The organism is Sporofaciens sp. JLR.KK001 (assembly GCF_036941055.1).
In the GTDB taxonomy this organism is placed as follows: domain Bacteria; phylum Bacillota; class Clostridia; order Lachnospirales; family Lachnospiraceae; genus Sporofaciens.
Map to the genome: position 1 here is coordinate 397,598 of NZ_JAYMNO010000002.1, position 18,678 is coordinate 416,275.

The 18,678-nt window shown below is 47.2% G+C and carries 22 protein-coding genes and 1 pseudogene; 2 read left to right on the forward strand and 21 right to left on the reverse strand.

What is annotated here, in order from left to right; genetic code table 11:
- Positions 1–6 precede the first annotated feature (6 nt).
- From VSQ62_RS27110 to VSQ62_RS27210, 21 genes and pseudogenes are all read right to left on the reverse strand, one after another.
- Entirely contained in the window at positions 7–1,935 is a 1,929-nt protein-coding gene (locus VSQ62_RS27110; RefSeq protein WP_334638134.1) for a DNA polymerase, read from the reverse strand.
- 89 nt (positions 1,936–2,024) lie between these two features.
- Positions 2,025–2,597 carry a DUF2815 family protein gene (locus tag VSQ62_RS27115; protein ID WP_304443017.1) on the reverse strand — a complete coding sequence of 191 codons (573 nt, stop codon included), beginning with the start codon at positions 2,595–2,597 and terminating at the stop codon, positions 2,025–2,027.
- Between the two features lie 12 nt (positions 2,598–2,609).
- Positions 2,610–3,086 (reverse strand): HNH endonuclease, encoded by a 477-nt coding sequence (locus VSQ62_RS27120; protein ID WP_016213915.1) that lies wholly within the window; start codon positions 3,084–3,086, stop codon positions 2,610–2,612.
- 101 nt (positions 3,087–3,187) lie between these two features.
- Positions 3,188–4,209 (reverse strand): annotated as a pseudogene (locus VSQ62_RS27125) (DUF2800 domain-containing protein); the annotation flags it as partial.
- The gene (locus tag VSQ62_RS27130) at positions 4,209–4,586 is read right to left on the reverse strand and encodes an rRNA biogenesis protein rrp5 (RefSeq protein WP_334638135.1); all 378 of its coding nucleotides are present in this window, start codon (positions 4,584–4,586) and stop codon (positions 4,209–4,211) included. The gene VSQ62_RS27130 and the pseudogene VSQ62_RS27125, both read right to left, overlap by 1 nt.
- A complete protein-coding gene (locus VSQ62_RS27135) occupies positions 4,561–4,779 on the reverse strand; it encodes a hypothetical protein (protein WP_334638136.1) in 219 nt (72 codons plus the stop codon). The genes VSQ62_RS27130 and VSQ62_RS27135 overlap by 26 nt, the downstream gene beginning before the upstream one ends.
- 77 nt (positions 4,780–4,856) lie before the next feature.
- Entirely contained in the window at positions 4,857–5,249 is a 393-nt protein-coding gene (locus tag VSQ62_RS27140) for an RNA polymerase sigma factor (protein WP_334638137.1), read from the reverse strand.
- 831 nt (positions 5,250–6,080) lie between these two features.
- Positions 6,081–7,082 (reverse strand): hypothetical protein, encoded by a 1,002-nt coding sequence (locus VSQ62_RS27145; protein ID WP_016302844.1) that lies wholly within the window; start codon positions 7,080–7,082, stop codon positions 6,081–6,083.
- 226 nt (positions 7,083–7,308) lie between these two features.
- Positions 7,309–7,443 (reverse strand): hypothetical protein, encoded by a 135-nt coding sequence (locus VSQ62_RS27150; protein ID WP_277935591.1) that lies wholly within the window; start codon positions 7,441–7,443, stop codon positions 7,309–7,311.
- Between the two features lie 92 nt (positions 7,444–7,535).
- Positions 7,536–7,934 carry an HTH domain-containing protein gene (locus VSQ62_RS27155; RefSeq protein ID WP_155886931.1) on the reverse strand — a complete coding sequence of 133 codons (399 nt, stop codon included), beginning with the start codon at positions 7,932–7,934 and terminating at the stop codon, positions 7,536–7,538.
- Between the two features lie 301 nt (positions 7,935–8,235).
- Complete coding sequence (locus VSQ62_RS27160; RefSeq protein ID WP_016302847.1) at positions 8,236–8,781, reverse strand: hypothetical protein; 546 nt, start codon at positions 8,779–8,781, stop codon at positions 8,236–8,238.
- Positions 8,782–8,906: 125 nt separating this feature from the next.
- Complete coding sequence (locus tag VSQ62_RS27165) at positions 8,907–9,536, reverse strand: DUF6033 family protein (protein ID WP_016302848.1); 630 nt, start codon at positions 9,534–9,536, stop codon at positions 8,907–8,909.
- Positions 9,537–9,643: 107 nt separating this feature from the next.
- Complete coding sequence (locus VSQ62_RS27170; protein WP_016302849.1) at positions 9,644–9,817, reverse strand: hypothetical protein; 174 nt, start codon at positions 9,815–9,817, stop codon at positions 9,644–9,646.
- Positions 9,818–9,974: 157 nt separating this feature from the next.
- Positions 9,975–10,649, reverse strand: a complete 675-nt coding sequence (locus VSQ62_RS27175) for a hypothetical protein (protein WP_004058656.1) — start codon at positions 10,647–10,649, stop codon at positions 9,975–9,977.
- Positions 10,650–10,701: 52 nt separating this feature from the next.
- A complete protein-coding gene (locus VSQ62_RS27180; protein WP_334638138.1) occupies positions 10,702–12,111 on the reverse strand; it encodes a sensor histidine kinase in 1,410 nt (469 codons plus the stop codon).
- A complete protein-coding gene (locus VSQ62_RS27185; protein ID WP_334638139.1) occupies positions 12,108–12,839 on the reverse strand; it encodes a LytR/AlgR family response regulator transcription factor in 732 nt (243 codons plus the stop codon). The genes VSQ62_RS27180 and VSQ62_RS27185 overlap by 4 nt, the downstream gene beginning before the upstream one ends.
- Before the next feature lie 465 nt (positions 12,840–13,304).
- Positions 13,305–13,661: a phage holin family protein gene (locus VSQ62_RS27190; protein ID WP_334638140.1), complete on the reverse strand. Its 357-nt coding sequence runs from the start codon at positions 13,659–13,661 to the stop codon at positions 13,305–13,307.
- Positions 13,662–13,847: 186 nt separating this feature from the next.
- Entirely contained in the window at positions 13,848–14,048 is a 201-nt protein-coding gene (locus tag VSQ62_RS27195) for a zinc finger domain-containing protein (protein WP_120479762.1), read from the reverse strand.
- Positions 14,049–14,061: 13 nt separating this feature from the next.
- On the reverse strand, positions 14,062–15,084 hold the full coding sequence (locus tag VSQ62_RS27200; protein ID WP_334638141.1) for a helix-turn-helix domain-containing protein: 1,023 nt from the start codon (positions 15,082–15,084) through the stop codon (positions 14,062–14,064).
- An 882-nt stretch (positions 15,085–15,966) separates the two neighbouring features.
- Entirely contained in the window at positions 15,967–16,134 is a 168-nt protein-coding gene (locus VSQ62_RS27205) for a recombinase family protein (protein ID WP_334638142.1), read from the reverse strand.
- A 96-nt stretch (positions 16,135–16,230) separates the two neighbouring features.
- Positions 16,231–16,410, reverse strand: coding sequence for a hypothetical protein (locus VSQ62_RS27210; protein WP_334638143.1), 180 nt, complete (start codon positions 16,408–16,410; stop codon positions 16,231–16,233).
- Between the two features lie 267 nt (positions 16,411–16,677).
- On the opposite strand from VSQ62_RS27210, the gene VSQ62_RS27215 reads away from it, so the two are divergent.
- Positions 16,678–17,058 carry a hypothetical protein gene (locus tag VSQ62_RS27215; RefSeq protein WP_120397166.1) on the forward strand — a complete coding sequence of 127 codons (381 nt, stop codon included), beginning with the start codon at positions 16,678–16,680 and terminating at the stop codon, positions 17,056–17,058.
- On the forward strand, positions 17,051–18,547 hold the full coding sequence (locus tag VSQ62_RS27220) for an IS66 family transposase (RefSeq protein WP_334638144.1): 1,497 nt from the start codon (positions 17,051–17,053) through the stop codon (positions 18,545–18,547). The genes VSQ62_RS27215 and VSQ62_RS27220 overlap by 8 nt, the downstream gene beginning before the upstream one ends.
- The last annotated feature ends 131 nt before the right edge of the window (positions 18,548–18,678 follow it).

Genomic DNA, 18,678 nt, shown 5'->3' on the forward strand with positions numbered 1-18,678 from the left:
CCCTGCCTAATCCTTCTGGTAAAACGAACACTCGTAACCATCCGCCCGGAGCAATAAACCTTTCGCCCAGGGCGGCGTCCTTCCCATCTGTTCGCAGACGGCGGGAAGGGACATCCTCCTGTCTGCCTCGATGATGATTTCATCATGGACGTGTGCCACGACTGAGCAGGTTCGAAGCGTCCGCATGGCATAGCACAAAATATCCCGGCTGACCGCCTGCACGATGTTCTCCACGAACTTGGGGCCATAGCTTTCCAGCCGCTCCCATTTCTTTGTGCCACCAACGCCCATGTATGTGACAGACTCCCCACCAAACTGGTTCTCGCCAATCCTCGGCTTCACATAGGCAAGCCGCCGCCCGGAAAAAAGCGTGATGAACAGCATCCCGCTCTGGTAATCGAAGCGGATACCGTGTGTTTCCGTTGGCACTCTCTTTTTGATGCATTCCTTCACCGCACGGTCAACCGCCCACCAGAATTCCGTGATGCTTGGGTTGGAATCCCGCCATGCCGACACAAGCGGCTGCAGCTCTTCCTCCGCAAGCCCCATCTCCAGTGCGCCCATGGATATCAATGCCCCGACTGATCCGCCATAGCCGAGGGCCAGTTCCGCTATCTTGCCTTTCTGCCGCAGATGCCCGTTTACGCCATGTTTCTCAACAGGCACATGGAACATCTGGCTTGCCGAGGCGCAGTAAATGTCACCGCCTCCCTCGAACACCCTAAGACGCCACCGCTCCTCGGCGATCCAGGCGATCACCCTCGCCTCGATTGCGGAAAAGTCCGCCACGATGAACTTTCTCCCGTCCTGCGGCACAAAAGCCGTGCGGATGAGCTGCGAGAGCGTATCCTGGATATCCTCATAGAGCATGGCAAGGGCTTCAAAATCCCCGGCTTTTACCAGCTCCCTTGCCTGCACCAGATCCGGGATATGGTTCTGCGGGAGGTTCTGCAACTGTATAATGCGCCCGCTGTACCGGCCGGTTCTGTTAGCACCGTAAAATTGAAACATTCCGTGCGCCCGGCTGTCCGCGCATACCGCATTCTCCATCGCCTGGTATTTCTTCACGGAGGATTTGGCAAGCTGCTGCCGGAGCGTCAGCACAGTTTTCAAAGGCTCCGGTGCATCCTTCAGCAATGCGGCCACCGCCTTTTTATCCAATGAGTCCGTCTCCATCCCGTTCTCCAAGAGCCACTGCTTCATCTGCTGCACGGAATTAGGGTTCTCCAGTTCCGTCAGTTCCTTCATCGCCACAGACAGTTCCGCCTTGGAACGTCCGTCCATGGCGATTGCGTTCCTGACCATCTCCATGTCCACGCCGATGCCCCGGTCGTTGATCTCCTGGTCCTGCTGGTATTCCTCCCACACAAAATCCGGCACGGGGAACTTTGAAAGCCTCTGCTGTATCTGCATCTCCGCCTCCACGTCACGAAGGTTGTATGCCTTGAACCGCTCCCATTTCTCCCGGTCATGCTCCGGCAGATTCCGTGTCCGTCCGCCGTTTGCCTTGGTCGGCTTGCACGGAACACAGAAATACCGGATCAGGTCTTTTCCTTCTGACAATTTCTGCTTTTCCAGCCCAAGCACTGTGCCAACATTCTCCAAAGACAGCGGAAGGCCAAGGGTGGCAGACCAGACCATGGAGCATTTCCACGATTCCGGCTCCAGCCATTCCCCAAGGTAATTTGACAAACACACCCTCTCGAACATGGCGTTGAACGCCCATTTCGTGACGGACTCATCGGGAAGCGCCGCCAGTATTTCCGCAGGGATTTCCTCCCCGCAGGCAAGGTCAACAACCTTCACATCCCCGCCATCCACGCTGTATCCGAATAATAAAATCTCAAAGTTCGGCGAAGAAGAATATTTATAAACACCGCATTTAGATAAATCCACATCGCTGTACGTCTCGATATCAATTTCGATAGACTTCAATTCCACCAGCTCCTTTCACCGCCTTAAGGGCGGCAGGGAAAAGGCAGACGCCCCTCCCCGCCACCCGGCAGTATATCCCCGCTATGCCGTCAGGAGAGGAAATCCTCCTCGTCCCCGTCCTCATCCGCAAAGTCATCCTCCGCACGGGAACGCCCGCCAAGCGGCTCCCCGTCACGGATTTTCTGTAAATTGTTCAGCCCGCAGGCGATACCCTTATTCCCGTTGGAATTGAAGGCATAGAAATTGATGCTCGCCCTGCCGTATACGCCGCTGTACACCTCGGAATGGTCCAGGATCGGCTGCCGGTCCGCGTCCACGATTCCCGGAGCCGTGGAGCTGTTGGCATTGACGAAATACGAATCCGCATAAGCTTCATCATCCGGGCGCTCCACGTCCCCGTCACGCAGCGGGGTCTTCAGAACGGAAAGGGCAGGGACGCTCCTGCCGTTCCCCTTCAGCTTCGCCTCGCCCTCGCGGTACGCCGCCTTGATTGCTTCCTCGATCCTGGCAATGGTCTTCTTATCCGACTTCGGGATGATGAGCGACACGGAGAACTTCGGCGTGCCGCCGTTGATTGCCTTCGCTTCCCATGCGTTGCAGTAGCTCCACCGGGTGTTCGGCCCGGTGATTACTTTTGTTGGATTGTTGGCTGTGTTTGACATATGATTTTCCTCCTAAATTTCATTCAGTTTTGCATATTCGCCAAAATAACTCTTTGCCGCCTCGTTATACGCGAGGGCGGCTTCCTCTTCCGTACCGTAAAGGCCGATGTGTTTCTCCCTGCCGCCTATCATGATCCTGCTGCGCCATTTATGCTTATCCCTCATATACGAAACGCCCTTGAACCGGGATGTGCCGTTTTCCACCCGGTGCTTGCGTGTATTGAACGCATTCTGCTGGTGCGTGACAAACCGGAGGTTGCCCCTCCTGTTATCCAGCCTGTTCCCGTTAATATGGTCAACGACAAACCCCCGCGGCGGCTTTCCAAGTATTGCGTGGTGCATTTTCAGATACACCATTTTCCCATTCTCCCGGAATCCCCGCATTGCATAGCCGGCTTTGCTGCAGCTCCAGTGGTGGATGCCCAGCCTTTCATAATCCGCATCATCCACAATTGCCGCCTTCCCCTTTGCCAGCGGTATCTCCCTCACTTCTCTTCCTCACGGAAATCCTGCTCTGCCGTGTTCATTTCCGGGCGCTTATCCGTCTCAAGCACAAGGACGGGCTTGCCCTGCGGTTTCTCCACAAGGCCCTTCAAAATCTCCGCAAACTTCTTCTTGCCCAGCAGCTTCTCCATGGCCGTGATGCCTAAGAGCTTCGGCTCATACGGGTCGAAGCCAGCCTTCTTCACGGTATCCGCAACGGCATCCTCGTCCGTGTACTTCCGGTTCGACCTCCCGGCCACCACCTTGAACCCGGCATACTTCACGCCAGAGAGCGCCTGCTGCAAAGCGAACTCCTTCACATCCGCCGCCCATGCCGCCAGCTCATCCGCTTTCACGAGGATTGCCGCAATCTCGTCATCCTCCAGCGTGGCGGGCATCTCGAAGTCATACTTCGCAAGCTCAGGTTGTATTCCGCCCGTTTCCTGCAGACCGCCTTCGCCTTGCAGAATTTGCAGTGTTCCCCGGCGCAGAACTCGCCCTCCCCGGCATAGGCCAGCTTCGCCCTTTCGGTAAGCTCACCCTCCGCCCACTGGAGAAGGTCCTCTTTCGCCATCCCATACACGCTGACGTTCTCCCGGCGCGGCTGGTAGATCGCCATGCGGACGGCGTCAATGTCATAGATGCCGTCGAACAGCTCCAGCGCGCCCAGGGCATACAGCATCATCTGCGGATTCCTCTCTGCGGAGACCTCCACGCCCTTGCCGTGCTTGTAGTCAATGATATACAGCGTCCCATCTGCAATAATCACGCAGTCGCCGGTGCCGAAGCCCTCCTCCACATACCGGGAGAAGTCCAGCCACTGCTCGATCAGCACCACAGGGTCTTTGCAGGTTTTCTTTGCCTCCTCCACCAGCGAAAGGACATACTCCGCATAGCCGCAGGCGCATTCCTCCATCTCCTCATCATAGAAGGAAAGCCCCTCCGTCGGGTCTGTGGTTTCCATGCTAAGTGCCTGCTTCAGCTTGTGTTCGCACAGGCTGTGGGCGTCGGTGCCCTGCTGTGCGTATTCGCTGCCCGTATCCTCATAGTTCTCACAGAGCCTTGCAGACGGCGGGCAGGCAAGCCACCGGTGGCTGGAGGATGCGGACAGTAATGCGTGTCTTCCCATCACAGCACCTCCGCTTCCGCAAGCAGCGCAGGATACTCCGCCGGGTCGATCTCAGACAGCTTATCTGCGCCATGCTTTGCAAGCAGTTCTCTCACTTCCTCCGTGTGTCCGGAGCGCGACTTCTCCGCCAGCACCGCGCGGACTTCCTCCAGCGTCAGCGGCTTCTCCTCCGGCTGCTTTGCCGCCTTTGCGTCCTTCTTTGCCGTGTTCTTTGCAGCCGCCTTCCCATTCTTTCCTGTTTTCTCCTGCTCCTTCGTGGCCATCAGCTCTGCATTGGCCTCCCCATTGTCTGCCACTGCATCCGCAACGGCCTGCAGGCTGTCCGCAAGGGAACGCAGATCCCCGATGACATCAAGCAGTAACTTCACTTTTCCCATGTACGTTTCCTCCTTCCATGATCTCACTGACTGCCAGCTCCCGGACGGAATCTCCCGGAACGATGATGGTCAGCCTCCGCTTCTCCCCAAGGAGGAAGCGCAGGAAACGCTCCCTCACGGAGATATGGCGGCAGCTCACGATCCCGCAGGATGCCGGCTCCTTTGAAACACTGATCCTCAATGTGTGTTCCATGCCCATGACCTCCATTTCCGAAGGGCTGTATTTTCGCCCCTCACATATAAGCCACGGGAAACGGAAAACTGAACCCCCTAATCCATAAATTTTTTTAAGGCCGCATAGATTTTCTTCATCCTGCCGGTTATGGCGCGCTCCGACACCCCATCCTCGGCGGCAATGTCCTTCTGTTTCTCACCATTCCAGTAGATGCGGCGCAGAAGCTCCCTCTGCTGCGGCTGCAGCCTGCCTATGGCCGCTGTAAGCCTCTCAAGCTCGTCCTTCCTGGCAAACTCCTCCGGCGTGTCCCGCCCCGAATCAAAATAACGGTCTTCCGGGTCAACCGCTGACAGCAGGACATGGCGGCGTGTTTCCTTCCGTTCTACCTTTTCCCCTTCATTTTTCATCTCCAGCATAAATTCGGCGAGGCTACCGTCCACTTCAATTTCCGTCACAGTCCCATCCACAAACTTGTATTCAATTTTCATTCAGATTCCCTCCAGTCTTGAAATTTGGTTAAACAGTTTCAAGACCGGAGCGGCGGCGCACGCGCCCTGTAAGGCGGCTGATGCCTGCGTTTCAGGACGCAAAAAAAGCGCACCGGCAGAGCGTCCGGTACGCCCGTAATTAAAACTAAGTGTCTTTTTGTATTCTTATTGGGAAAGAGATAGAAATGTGTCGAATAAAAAAATTCCGCAGTCCCCCTGGAGGCTGCGGTATGTACAGAAAAAATATGATGTCTGGCCGTGGGTATCGGGAGCCAGTTCCCCGCTCGTGCCATGCCCATGGTATCCCCTTTCCTGGGGACAGCATTTCGTTCCGGCTTCCCCGGCGCCTGCCGGTGCCGCCCTCCGGAACCATCCCTCGGTATGGCCTGTCCTTTCCTTGAACAGCAGAAAACACCCGGCAAAGAGCAGCCGTCCCGGCTGCTTTTATCGGGTGTCCATATCGTCTGCCTCCTCCTGGGTGGTTTTATACTGCCTGCCCTGCAGGCAGCATTTCCTTAAAATAAGCTGTGTTTTTCTGCTTTTAAAGACAAAAAGGGCGTGCTGCAATCCACATCTATTGTGAAACGCAGCACGCCCTCCAATATGTATCGCATTCCTTTTACCGTTTTTATATGTATTGCGGGATTTCCAGCACCGTCCTGCCCGGCGGCATTTCCTCAATGTCAAGGATGTGCCGCCCGCACTTCGGGTTCGGGCATCTGATCCTCTCCACTGAAACCGCCTCCCCGCACTGATATGGAACAAGGGAACCAAACATGAAGTGTTCCTGCTTGGTTCCCTTTTATCGTTTGTGCATTATTGGTTTTCTTCTTATTGCATAAATCGATAGCCATTCCTGTCGCCATTCATACTGTAATGGTTCAATTGCTCCGTATCTATGTCAAGCAGTCTTGCACTATTGAACTTGCTAAGCCATGCCTGGTAGTTTGAGGCTTCAATCCCCATTGCAAGGTATTTCCGTGCTACACTATAATCCGAACTTGGGATTTCAATTTCCCATGCCTTATCCTTATCGCCATCATAAGGGATATAAGTAATGCCATTCGGTGTCAGGAACGTCATCCCTTCCCCTTCCCGTTTCAGGTTGCCGGATATTTCAAGCAGTGCATACAGCCCTGCTGTAGAACGCTGTGAACTGACTGAATACTTGGTAAATTCATCAGCCAGCTTTTCAATAATCTCCAAGTCCTCTTTCGATGTCGCAACAACAGACATCCCCTTTGCCTCATTGCCCTGTATAGATAAATAGCGCAGTCCGGTTTTAGGGTCTCGGTTCACTGTCAGCCCGCCCTGCAACGGCACTTCTTTCAGATCAATTCCTCTTTTCCCGGCTATCTCATTCAAAAGCCCTTTAAGCTCTCCCGTCATTGGCACATTACAGGAAAACGGCTGATCCATATTGATGACAAATTCCAGTCCGGTCTTTTCATCCTTCTGTATCATCAACTGGTCTTCCCTTATGTACAGCCCTCTTCCTGTTTCCTTATCCATGATCTCATATGCTGGAACCCCGTCCACATAGCTGGCATCCTCAATCTTATACCGTTCCGTTTCGATTGGCAGATTTAGGTTCTGTGATACCGATATATCTTTCCTTGAATACACGCCCATGTCATAAACACTGGCTGCATCCCCTCCTACATAATTGTCGCGCCCAGAAACGGCATTCGTTTTCCTTCCACTTTCGGAAGTATTCGCACCAACTATATCTGCCATCCTGCTTGCAAATCCTACTCCCGAATTATTCTTTTGTCCCCTTCCCGCTTCCTGCCATGCAGGATAGTGTGAAGTTCCAATTCCACTAATGCTCATTATCTTTAATCCTCCACAATTTTAATATTGCGGCCCCTCTGTCGATCAGAGCCGCATCTGCTCCCTTGTAATAAGTCCGAGCAGTTCACTGTCTCCATGCAAATATGCCTGTTAACCTCCCCGGCCAAATTCCATACCGGCCTTCACCTCCTCTCACTGATCTGCCGGAATGCCTGCCCTGTCCGGCGCGACTTTGGCGACCTCGCTTTTCCGCAGGGCGAGGAACTTATTCCCCATATAGACGCCCTGTGCCGCATCCTGTTATCTTCTCCCGGAGGGAATCAGACAGCTTCCATTCCTTCCCGGATGACGCTTTTGGGATGCCCGCATAATGGCTTTTTGCTATTCTTGCTATACCCATGTTCAATCCTCCTGTTCGATTGGAAACCGAAGATGCCTGCCTCTGCCTTGTAGGGCTTGTAGGGCTGTGGCTTAGCGAGAATATTTCCTTTACTACACCGAATAACTCGAATCACGGATAAAGGTAGTAAACAGATGCGCTATGCACTTTTCAATCCTGTCTTTATCACTGTTGCTTTCAAAATTCAATAACTCATCAATATCCACTCCTATATAATTTGCCATTGCTTCCAGTGGTATCTTGAAGTATTGTGCAAGGTTCTCAAGCAATGCCTTGTAATATTTATCATTGTTCGGTTTTTCACAGCAAATCTGTAGCAAAAATGCCATAAGATACTTCTCTTTATCCTTATCTCTTAATCTATAATTTTCATTACTGTATAACTGCCGTAATTCTTCTTCTGGTATTTGTGTTGCTATGCTGATGGAAGCAAAATCAAATCCCCAATCCAAATATTGTTTTATCAATTCCTGCAAAGAATATAACCTCATACTGACTTTCACCTCCTCTCGCTGATCTGCCAAAATGCCCGCCCTGTCCTGTGCGACTTTGGTGACCTCGCTTTTCCGCAGATTGAGGAACTTATTCCCCATATAGACATTCTGTTATCTTCTCCCGGAGGGAATCCGACAGCTTGGATGAGCCTTTCCTGCCTTGTGGATGTCCGCCTGATGGCTTTTTGCTATTCCTGTTATATCCATTTCAATCGCCTCTCTGCTTTGACGGAACGCTGGGGATACCTGCCCCGCCTTGTCAGGCTGTGGATTATCGGGGATATACAGCCGATGGAATTTATTTCTTGTTCATGAAATCCCAATATGCCTGCATACTGTACTGGTAATATGCCGCAGCTTTTTTCTGGCTCAACAGCTTCATGTCACTGATTTGTTTCTGGAACATATCCATGAAATCCATTCTGTCATTTAACCCCATAGCCCCTGTTTCTAGCGGAAGAGAGGTAAATCCGCCTAATTTTTTAACACCCATATGCGCTTCCAAAGCACGCATTTCCACAACAGTCGCTGACTTGGGATTTACTTTGTTGATATGTATGGTTTTTTCAAATTCATCCCCATTCTCATCAACACCTTTTGCAATCACGGTCGGATTATCCTCTGTTGAACCATCCGCATATTTGATATAGAAAGACAGCCCTGTCCCGTTACCGCCAGAGTACAGCATGTCATCCGTTTTCATGTATATAGTAGTCGTATGCGGTTGTGTGCTTGCTACATTGTTCACCTGCGCCGTAAAACTTTTTCCTGCCGTATTCTGCTGTGCCTTTCTCGCTCCCTGCCATGCCGGGTATCCCGTTGCTCCTATTCCATTTACATTCATTTTTCAAATCCTCCATTATTTTTATTATTACGACCCCTCTGTCATTCAGAGCCGCATCCGCTCCCTCGTAATAAGTCCGAGCGGTTCATTACCTATCCCTTTGCCCTTTGTTCCTTTTCCGTTAATCAGAAACCAGCATCATTACTTTTCCTTTTATAACTAAAATCCGCTCCCATCAAAGAAATAAGAATATCTGCCTGCAATCCAATATTGTTTCGTTCATCCAATATCGGAATATCTAATTCCTTTACACCCGAACTGTCAGAGTACAGCACCTTACTTTTCTTTGATTTTGTTTTTTCAACATCATCCCCCCAATCAAACTCCAAATAGTAACCTCCCGTTCCATCTTCATGGATAAATACTCCATTGCCTTTTACCTCGCCTCCCGTCAATTTACTTGTCCACGGTATATCTTCAATTGACTTATACACTTTCTGTCTAAAGGAACCATCCTTTTTCATCCTTAATAAGGTTTTCTTTGAAATAATCACATTTCTCCCACCATGCATATTATATTTCTCCAGCATTGCGGTGTCATACATTTCTGCCTCTGTATCTGTTTTTTCACAACTGTAATCTACAACAACCGTATTTACATTAAACTTTTCGTCCAGAAATTTCTTCATTTCCGCAATATCTGTTTCCTCATTCACCTGCTGTAAAAGTTTTTCAAATTCATCTCCGCATTTGATGCCGTTACTTGATAAATTTACAGCATTATTGATTTGCGGCAAAATTGCTTGAATATCCATATTACCAACCTTTCTACATATGTTATCAAATTTAATCCATTGACCTCTCTGTCATTCAAAGCCGTCCATGCCCCCTTGTGGTAAGTCCGGGCATGATCTTCCTTACTTCAAGATGTCAGAATGCTTTCATCCGCTATCGGGTCATCATCATAGACCGCCGGACCGCCATCCTCAATCTGATGCACGGCATCCGGGGCGGGGGTTCCCTGTGTGGTGCATCCGCTGATTGCGGGAATCATCATTGCCGTAATAAGTAATGCCGTTATTCTGCTGACACGCATTTTTCATGTCCTCCTCCATAAATTGAAGGAACCGGCCATCTGCTGATAATACGAACCGGCCCTCAAAAAAGTTTCATTTCTCTTATCTGCTGCGGCCCCTCTGTCATTCGGAGCCGCCCATGCCCCCTTGCGGTAAGTCCGGGCATGATGCCCTTCATTAACCAAGCAGCGAATCACCGCCTGCCGCTGTCTCCGTCATGACATTTGCATCATAAGCATTGGATGCCGCCTCCATCTGCCTTTCACCAGCCCACGCCTTTGCCAGCCTGCTTCTCTCCTGCTCCGCCTTTGCAATCTTTTCATCCAAAAGTTCCTGCTGAATTTGTTTTGCCGCTTGACGCTTTTGTAAATATTCCTCCAATAATTCTTTCTGTCTCTCTTTTCTTTCATTGCTACTTTTATAAAAACTATCTTGTGAGCGAATACCAAATTCAGAATCTGCGGAAACCGGCCAAGCATCACCCCTACATTGTTCTAGCGTTTCACCAACTGTCAACATTACAGACGCATTCCTTGAACCATATGAAGCTCCTAAATCATGCTTAATCCAACTTAAAACCTGCTGCTTATATTCAGGATCGTCTTTCATTCTCTTAAAAGCAGCCTCAGTCACATTAACTGCCGCATTACTTACTGTTGCGTGCGTAGTAATCTGAGACAACTCCTGATAAAACTCTTTCTTAAACAGCTCCATTTCTTCCGCTTCCGATAGTTCCTGTGTACTGCCTGTTTTTTCCAGTGCGAATTTTTCCGTACCGTTCACATTTTTCGTATTTCTCTTTGTTTCCACATTGTTCTGATAATAATTTTGTCCTATTCCACCGATAGCCATTTTTAATCCTCCGTTTTAATCTGTTTTTGAGTTTCATTTAGTGCAAGGTCATTTACTTACCTTCCCCCACCTCCCCCTGCTGCAGCATTACCGTCACATGGAACACATCCCCTTTCACTTTTATGTTTACACCGCCGAAATACCTCTCTGCAATATCCCGCACATTTTCAAGCCCTATCCCATGCTCCGTAATGATTCCCGGCAGGATACTCTGTTTCGTTGTAGGCGGGAGTGAACTGCCTTTGCTTACAGGGACAGCGCCGTCAAAGCTATTTTCCACATACAGTATCAAAAACTGCTTTTTTCGCTTTAACGAAAGGCGTATGAATCCTTTTCCCGGTTCCAGTTTCTCACAGGCTTCTATGGCATTATCCAGAAGATTGTTCAATATAATCCCCATATCAAACACGGGAATTTCCCCGCCATACCGGAAATCTGCACCAAACCGGATTCCCGCCTTTTCCGCCCTGCGGCATTTGTCATTGATGATGACATCCGTCACTGCATTCCCCGTCACATACTTATATTCCAGTTCCTGCATGGTCTCATCCATCCTGCGGACGTATTCCTCTATCTCTCCATACTCCCCTGCTTCTGTCAGCCCTTTAATGTTCGCCATGTGGTTTTTCATCTCATGCCTTACCTTGCGGATGCTTCCATAGAAATTCTCCGCTTCCTCCAGACGCTTCTTCATGGCCTTGACCTGCTGTTCCTCCACGAAATGTTTCTGTCTCTCGGCAAGCAGGATACGGTATCTCTGCCAGAAATAGATCAGGGCAGCCTCTCCCGCAAATATGAGAACCGCTATCATGGGAATCTTCCAAAGCAGGTCTGGCTTTTCATCAAACAGCACAAAAGCATCTGTATTTATTCTTACAATAAGCAGGCCGTTGACCACGTTTGCAATCATGCTCCCGACAAAATTTAGAATGGAAAGCAGGATGATGTCCTGCCAGGCCATTACGGCTTCCCCTTTAATAAGGCTGTGAAAAATAACTGCCATTGCCACATATAGTGCTGTATAAAAGAAAACGGAAACCGCCATCCCGACTGACAGGCATTGGTACACCTGCTGCATATAGCTTTCCTGCATTGCATCAAGGCTTTTCATCATCACGCCCGTTATCTTCATGTAAATGCTGTTTGCAATCAGGAAACTCAGACAATGGAGGTTATAAAAAGCAAGCATCACAAATACTGCTTTTCCAATCTGCTTTTTATAACATATCCCTGCATAACCCATTATTACAAAGGCTGAAACGCCATACCGCACCCAAGCGGTACACGGCAGAAATCCTATCCCTATATTGGCAAGGATAAACAACACTGCCGCAATGCCATCCCTTTTTCCTTTTTTCCCTCTGAAAGCCGCCGTCCACAAAACAAGGAACATGATGGCTTGTACGGCAATCTTCCATATATCCAAGATGCTATTCACTATTTCAAACGCTGGCTGGCTCATAGGCTTTCCTCCGAAATGTAATCCATGTACGCCTGCACAAAGCCGTCATATTTATACCTTGAAAGCAGCAGCTTATCCCCGTTCGCCATCCTTACCTCCGTCTTATCGTAACCCTCCACATGGAAAAGGTTGATAAGGTATCCCCGGTGGATGCGGTAGAACTGCCCCGCAAGCTCCTCCTCCAAATCCCCGATCTTCGCATAGTATTCCATACTTCCGTCTTTCAGGTACAGGATGATATTGTGGTTCCGGCTTTCCATGTAGTAAATGTCATTAAACGGTATCGCCTTTCCCTCGCCGCCATACTGGATCACAAGTTTTTTCTTCCGCTGCTCCGCCTCGGATAAAACCTGCCCCGCCGCCCGTCCGAACACCTCTGCGAATTTCTGTTCGTCCACGGGCTTTACCAGATACTGGAAGGCCCCTACGTCAAACGCGTCATACACATATTTTTCATACCCTGTTACAAAAATGATGACGGGCTGTTTCTGCGCCTCCATGCCCCGGATATGCCTTGCCAGCCCCATGCCGTCCAGACTTGCGCCGGAGCCGCCCATCTCTATGTCCAGAAAAATAAGGTCATGCTCCTTACCGTCCGAGAGGTACTCATCGGCAGAGGCATATTCCGTGATGCCGCATTCCCCTCCCTGCTTTTTGATGAGCGAAACGAGGTAAGACCTTATATTTTTTTCATCATCACACACCGCAATTTTTATCGTTTCTGCCACCTCCAGTCCTCAACTAACTTATCGGAAAAATCAGGGCGATTTCTAACATCTACTTCGTGAATGGTTAATCTGGCTACGTGAATCGCAGATTTTTTGTTTTTGAAAAGCCAAATCAGACCTAAAGTTTTTCGCCATTCGTCCGATATGGCACAAACGCAAACCGCCGTGTAAGCATATTAACTCTGATTTTCCCGCTTTCCAACTTATTATTTTCTGAACCGCTATAAAAATATCTGTGAAATTTGAAATGTAAAGAAATGAATTGTGAAATCTTAAGATATGAAAAAAAAGGACTGCCGAAACAGCCCTTTTCTCACATTATCACTTATTCATTTAATTTTTACCGCTTTACACATATACAAACACGGAAACTCTGAGGGTAGGGTAACTTTTACATGGGGTTTTACCCCACCACATTTCGGAATGGGTTCTTTCTATAATAAGTGGATCTTTTCTGCGACTATGCTATTCTCCATCCCCTATCTGATTTAGCATCTTTACCAATATTAGAGGAAGCGGCACTCCAAGCCGATTTATATTCTTTAATATAGCAAGCCCTTCATTTGAAATGTAAAACAGAATAACTGTCGTCCGAATTGCATAACTGCTTTCAATGATTGTACCTACAATATTGGAGACAATCACCAAAATAAATATCGCTGCTTTCTTAAACATATTCTTTAGCAAAAACACATTGGAACGCTTCTCCTCCCCCACGATCACAAGAAGCATTTCTGCTATGTAATTTATTACCATAAATACAATCAGCGCAGATAGAAATTTATCAACCCCTCCCAATAATTGAATAATGTAGTCTGCCATATTCATCCCATCCTTTCTCATAATAATCTAAATATCATCTGCATGGCTTGTCCCATATCATGTTTGCACATATAAAATAGCCAGAGCAAATTATCTGGCAGGTTTTATACCCTGTCCCAATAATCTGCTCTGGCTATTAGTGGCTGTCCTATCTGACGCCCTGTTGCTCAGTCAGCAAACATTCCCTTATTCATTCACAACCATTTTGTAAACTTCTTTTTCCCGCAAAGTTGGCTCTGCGGTCATTTTATCATAATCCACCAACAAAAATGTATGACATTTGCTACACTGAATAGAGGATTTTCCTGCAGCATCTTCATACGCTAAAATCTTCCCCTTACTGCAGCAAGGGCATTTGATTACCCCTTTGGTTTTTATCCCTTCCATTCATAACACCTCCTCAATTAAATGGCAGTTCTTCGTCAATGCCATCTGGTATATTCATAAAACCATCCGATGCATTGTTCTTTTTAGGATTTAAATACCTATCAATCAAACTTTTTGCCGATTCAGATATTACAAAATCTGATTCATGCAACTTGACAGATTTAAAAAGTTCATCACATTTTCCCTTCAATTTATTACTCTTATCATCAAAAGTTGAGCAAATCAACTCTAGGTCTGGGTCATTACTATCATAGTAGTTTTGATTATAATCCTCCCTGCCTGTATAACGATACAGTTCATATCCCTTTTCACCAAATTGATCTTCAAGCGGCAAAAGATAAAGTTGGCCTATACTAGTTTCTGCGGAAAAAATGTCATCCGTAAGCCCTACTGCCTTTGTTTCATTTGCATTCCCATCTGGAGCGTACTTATACCGCTTCGTTCCGTCCAGTCCGCCTTCTTCCAATTCCCTGAAAAATATTCCTACATGATCTTCTTCCTTATTACCTTGATTGTTCCAATGAATCGTTGCTTCATCAGTCTCCTGCTTCAATTTCTTAAAAAAAGCAATTACATCACATAGAGATTGGGTAGGAATCTGAAAATCAATATTTAAAAGATCATCGACATTAACTTGAAAAATCGCCGATATTTTCCAAACAATATCCACAGATAATCTTTTCTTTGAATCCGGATTCACTGTTCTGGAAACATACCCTGCGCTCACGCCTAACAGTTCCTCAAGGTCAGAAATCCGCAGACCATACATCTTTAGCAAATAATCCAAATTACTGCCTAGAAACTTGGAATCATAGTTTGCCTGTGCATTTATAAACCCATTAATAAAGTTTTTCTGCTCCTCTAGCTTTTGTTCTATCTCCACAATTCTACTTTCTAGTTTAGGTGTTTCTTCATCATCCAATTCCAAATCCAACTGTAACGAACTGATTTTTTTTGTCAGTTCCTCGGAATTCCGTTTTGCCAAACCATAGTCTTTAAAAGATTTAATCGGATGAACTTTAATTTCCTCACTCATATTTATTCCTCCGCCTTGCTTGTTTGACTATAGATTATCACAGTCCTATTATATTGTCAATGGTACGAATAAACTTTTTATTTGAATTATTTTCTCTGTACGCTGACCATTCATTTCAATAGCCATAGTCATTTCTACACTTATCTACACAATTTACTAAACTAAATTTTTGTTGCAAATCCTTTAAACAAACAGGCAAAACTCCAAACTATCACGGAAACTCCTAACTATCACGAAAACTCCGAGCAGTTTCCGTGTTTGTATTATATCCCCCATATTTCAACAGCATTTTCTATCAAACTAATACGCCTTTCAGCCAAAACCGCCAATATCCTACTCCTTTTTACCTTTCCGCTTTATACTATCACGGAAACCCCTGACTTTTGCGTGAAAGTATACTTTTGCCTGATAGTACGATTTTATCCCCTATCGCCATCCTATCAGCGGCATCAAAAAACACAAAAATAGGGGTCCACCACCCACCGTGATGAACCCCACCAAGCCTAAAAAACCTTGATTTTAAGCCATTCTTCAATACTTTCGCCTGCGAGTACCCAAATTCCTATGGCATTATTTCTGAATTGCCGCCTGGGCGGCTGTTAATGATTGTCTGAACAATCTTCCAAAAGTGACCACGGGGGTTCACTTTTTTGACCACGGGGTTCAAACTGACCATGGGGTGTTCATTTTCTCTGACCACAGGGTTCAAATGCCCTTTGATGAGGGTTCAAAAGTGAACACCCCCTCTGCCGACCTGCCACAAATTTTCAGACCAACTAAAAAGCAAACAAAGGATTCCAGCGACAGCCAATGTGCCGGAATCCCTTGTTTTCAGCGGTTTTCCCGATATTCTGTTCATTTCCTTTGTATCAATTAAGCGGTTTACATTTCCACGTAGAATTTATAACTGTGGATTCCCATCTCTTCTGCTTTCCGTTTCAGGATCGCTTTCTGGCTCCCGATACTCATGCTCTCCCCGACGTTTCCATCGTCCATTGACAATCTCGCATAGAGTGCTGTCCATATTTCTTTATTTTCTGTATTCTGCATATTGGCCTCCTATATTCACTCAATATCCAGAGACAGAAATACGCTGACTTCATTATAGCCTTTTCTGTCTCTGGTATCAACCGTCAATTCATCTTTTCAGACAGCTTTCTTCTCTGTCCCCATACCTCCGTTCCTTAATTTTTCCTCCACGTTCTTACGGGCGACTTCTTCGCTCACTACTGTCAGTAATCCCTCCATACTTTCCGTGCCGGAATATACATGCTCTACCACATAATGAATCGGCATACCCTTTCTCTCCTTTTTCTTTCTCTGCATAGATTCCCTCCCTTACCTCAATAATAACCTCTCGGAATCTTCAGCCCTTATTTCATGGGGCTTTCAGAACCTATTTTTCAAAAATCAGTTACCATTCACAGCCATTTTAATTTCTGATGTTTCATGAATTCCCATTGTGGCTTTTTTATTGGCATAATGCACTGTTTTTGGTGGTTTTATTTATTAATAAATATAGCCACTACATATTGACTTTTTGTAGTGGTTGTAATATAATATATATAGCCACTATTGAAAGGAGAAACCGTTATGCCTACTATTGTTAAACACTTCGATAAAAAATCAGGAAAGACCCGGGTTTACGAATCTACTCCCCACTATGACCCTGTTACCAAGCAATCAAGACCGAAGAGGAAATATCTTGGTACCCTCGATCCCGAAACAAAGGAATTGATCCCATCTTCCGGTCGCAGGGGCAGAACAGCATCTTCGAAAAATGTTACCACCACGGAAGAAGATACTGCTTCTGCAAGGAACAGAGATTTTCAAAAAATCATTTCCGAGAAAGAAACAGAAATCGCCTCTTTACAGTCTGAGGTGAAAACCCTAAAAGCTACTATCAGGGCATATGAAAAAGTATGCACTTCCATCTCCAATACTTTAAGAAAGGCCCCTGTGATCTATGATTAAATATACCGGCGATCTGCGCTGTGACTTTGAAAAAGCAACGGCAGAAATCACGAAACTCAAAGACCGCATCGTGGGATACCAGGAGCAGATAGCTTCACTACGGGCTTCAGTTAAGAGCCTTAAGCAGTCCAACGATTTCCATAAAAAGAATTATCAGGAATCCCTCGCTGAAAAAGATGCCATTATCAAGGAACTGCAGAACCGTCTTGCCCATGCGGAGGCTCTCCTTAACCATGATGGCAGCAATACCGGTACCCCAACATCGCAGACACCGATAAATAAAAACAAGGTTATCCCAAACTCCCGCCGCAGTTCAGGCAGGAAGAAAGGCGGACAGCCTGGACATCCCAAAGCAGCCCTTGAAGCGCCGGAGGAATCTGAGATCACAGATACCGTTGGGCACCCATTACAGGACGATGAATGCTGTCCAAAATGCGGGCTTACAGACTGCGCCCCAACCGGCGAGTCCGAAGTTAAATTTGAATACGATGTACGCATTAAAGTCGTTAAGATCAAACACGAATTCTTTTATTACGAATGCAGCAACTGCGGCACTGTATTCCGGTCACAGATACCCCCAAACCTCAAGGAGAAGGTTCAGTATGGCAGCGGATTGCAGGCTTTTGCTTTATCACTCACAAATACCGTCAATGCCGCTATGAACAAAGCATCCATGTTTCTTGCCGGAATCACCGGCGGTGAATTAATGCCCTGTGAGGGATACATTGCGAAACTCCAGGCCCGTGCCGCAAATGGGCTCCGCCAGTTTCGCCAGGATCTGAAGCTTGTCCTGATCACAAGAAAGATCGTTTACTGGGACGACACGGTCATCTTCATTCTTGCGCAAAGAGCATGTTTCCGATTTTATGGAGACGAGTCTATTGCCTACTATACAGCGCATGCACACAAAGACATGGAAAGCCTTGATGACGACAATGTACTGAATCTCCTGACATCGGATACCAAAACCATGCACGACCATAACACCGTAAACTACAATGAAAAGTACAGCTTTGAGAATATCGAGTGTAATCAGCATCTTCAGCGTGACTGCCAGAAGAATACGGATGATACCTGCCATCAATGGTCTGATGATCTGAAAAAGCATATCAGCGCAACCATCAAGGATCGCAATGATGCCATAGCCCGGGGCGAGGGTTCTTTCAACGAAGCCTGCATAAACGAGTTTCATCATAAAATAGATGAATACCTTAAAAACGGATGGAGTGAAAATGAGTCTGATCCAAACAACTACGGGGCATCCTTTGAGCGGACTCTGCTTACCAGAATTGCCCAATACCGCAGAAACTATTTCCTGTGGGTTGAGGATTTCAGTCTGCCGACCACCAATAATCTCAGTGAACGCGGGCTTCGAGGTGTAAAATCCCACATGAAAATATCGGGACAGTTTGAATCAGAGACAGCGGCCGATAACCATGCGCTCAGCCGAAGCGCACCAAATCCGAAAACCCACGCTATATATTTGTAAATGGTCTGTTTGGTATCGTCTGCAAAAGGTAAAATAAAAAATTTGCAATAATTATGTTTTCTCCATAAGTGGGGAAATTATGAATGGGTAATACAAAAACCGCCTGCCCGGTTATGGGTAAGCGGTTTTAT

Coding starts and splice junctions, on each gene's coding strand:
- VSQ62_RS27115 (WP_304443017.1), bottom strand. CDS start 2,597: ATGTCAAACACAGCCAACAATCCAACAAAAGTAATCACCGGGCCGAAC.
- VSQ62_RS27130 (WP_334638135.1), bottom strand. CDS start 4,586: ATGGGAAAAGTGAAGTTACTGCTTGATGTCATCGGGGATCTGCGTTCC.
- VSQ62_RS27135 (WP_334638136.1), bottom strand. CDS start 4,779: ATGGAACACACATTGAGGATCAGTGTTTCAAAGGAGCCGGCATCCTGC.
- VSQ62_RS27140 (WP_334638137.1), bottom strand. CDS start 5,249: ATGAAAATTGAATACAAGTTTGTGGATGGGACTGTGACGGAAATTGAA.
- VSQ62_RS27145 (WP_016302844.1), bottom strand. CDS start 7,082: ATGAGCATTAGTGGAATTGGAACTTCACACTATCCTGCATGGCAGGAA.
- VSQ62_RS27150 (WP_277935591.1), bottom strand. CDS start 7,443: ATGGGTATAGCAAGAATAGCAAAAAGCCATTATGCGGGCATCCCAAAA.
- VSQ62_RS27155 (WP_155886931.1), bottom strand. CDS start 7,934: ATGAGGTTATATTCTTTGCAGGAATTGATAAAACAATATTTGGATTGG.
- VSQ62_RS27160 (WP_016302847.1), bottom strand. CDS start 8,781: ATGAATGTAAATGGAATAGGAGCAACGGGATACCCGGCATGGCAGGGA.
- VSQ62_RS27165 (WP_016302848.1), bottom strand. CDS start 9,536: ATGGATATTCAAGCAATTTTGCCGCAAATCAATAATGCTGTAAATTTA.
- VSQ62_RS27170 (WP_016302849.1), bottom strand. CDS start 9,817: ATGCGTGTCAGCAGAATAACGGCATTACTTATTACGGCAATGATGATT.
- VSQ62_RS27175 (WP_004058656.1), bottom strand. CDS start 10,649: ATGGCTATCGGTGGAATAGGACAAAATTATTATCAGAACAATGTGGAA.
- VSQ62_RS27180 (WP_334638138.1), bottom strand. CDS start 12,111: ATGAGCCAGCCAGCGTTTGAAATAGTGAATAGCATCTTGGATATATGG.
- VSQ62_RS27190 (WP_334638140.1), bottom strand. CDS start 13,661: ATGGCAGACTACATTATTCAATTATTGGGAGGGGTTGATAAATTTCTA.
- VSQ62_RS27195 (WP_120479762.1), bottom strand. CDS start 14,048: ATGGAAGGGATAAAAACCAAAGGGGTAATCAAATGCCCTTGCTGCAGT.
- VSQ62_RS27200 (WP_334638141.1), bottom strand. CDS start 15,084: ATGAGTGAGGAAATTAAAGTTCATCCGATTAAATCTTTTAAAGACTAT.
- VSQ62_RS27205 (WP_334638142.1), bottom strand. CDS start 16,134: ATGCAGAATACAGAAAATAAAGAAATATGGACAGCACTCTATGCGAGA.
- VSQ62_RS27210 (WP_334638143.1), bottom strand. CDS start 16,410: ATGCAGAGAAAGAAAAAGGAGAGAAAGGGTATGCCGATTCATTATGTG.
- VSQ62_RS27215 (WP_120397166.1), top strand. CDS start 16,678: ATGCCTACTATTGTTAAACACTTCGATAAAAAATCAGGAAAGACCCGG.
- VSQ62_RS27220 (WP_334638144.1), top strand. CDS start 17,051: ATGATTAAATATACCGGCGATCTGCGCTGTGACTTTGAAAAAGCAACG.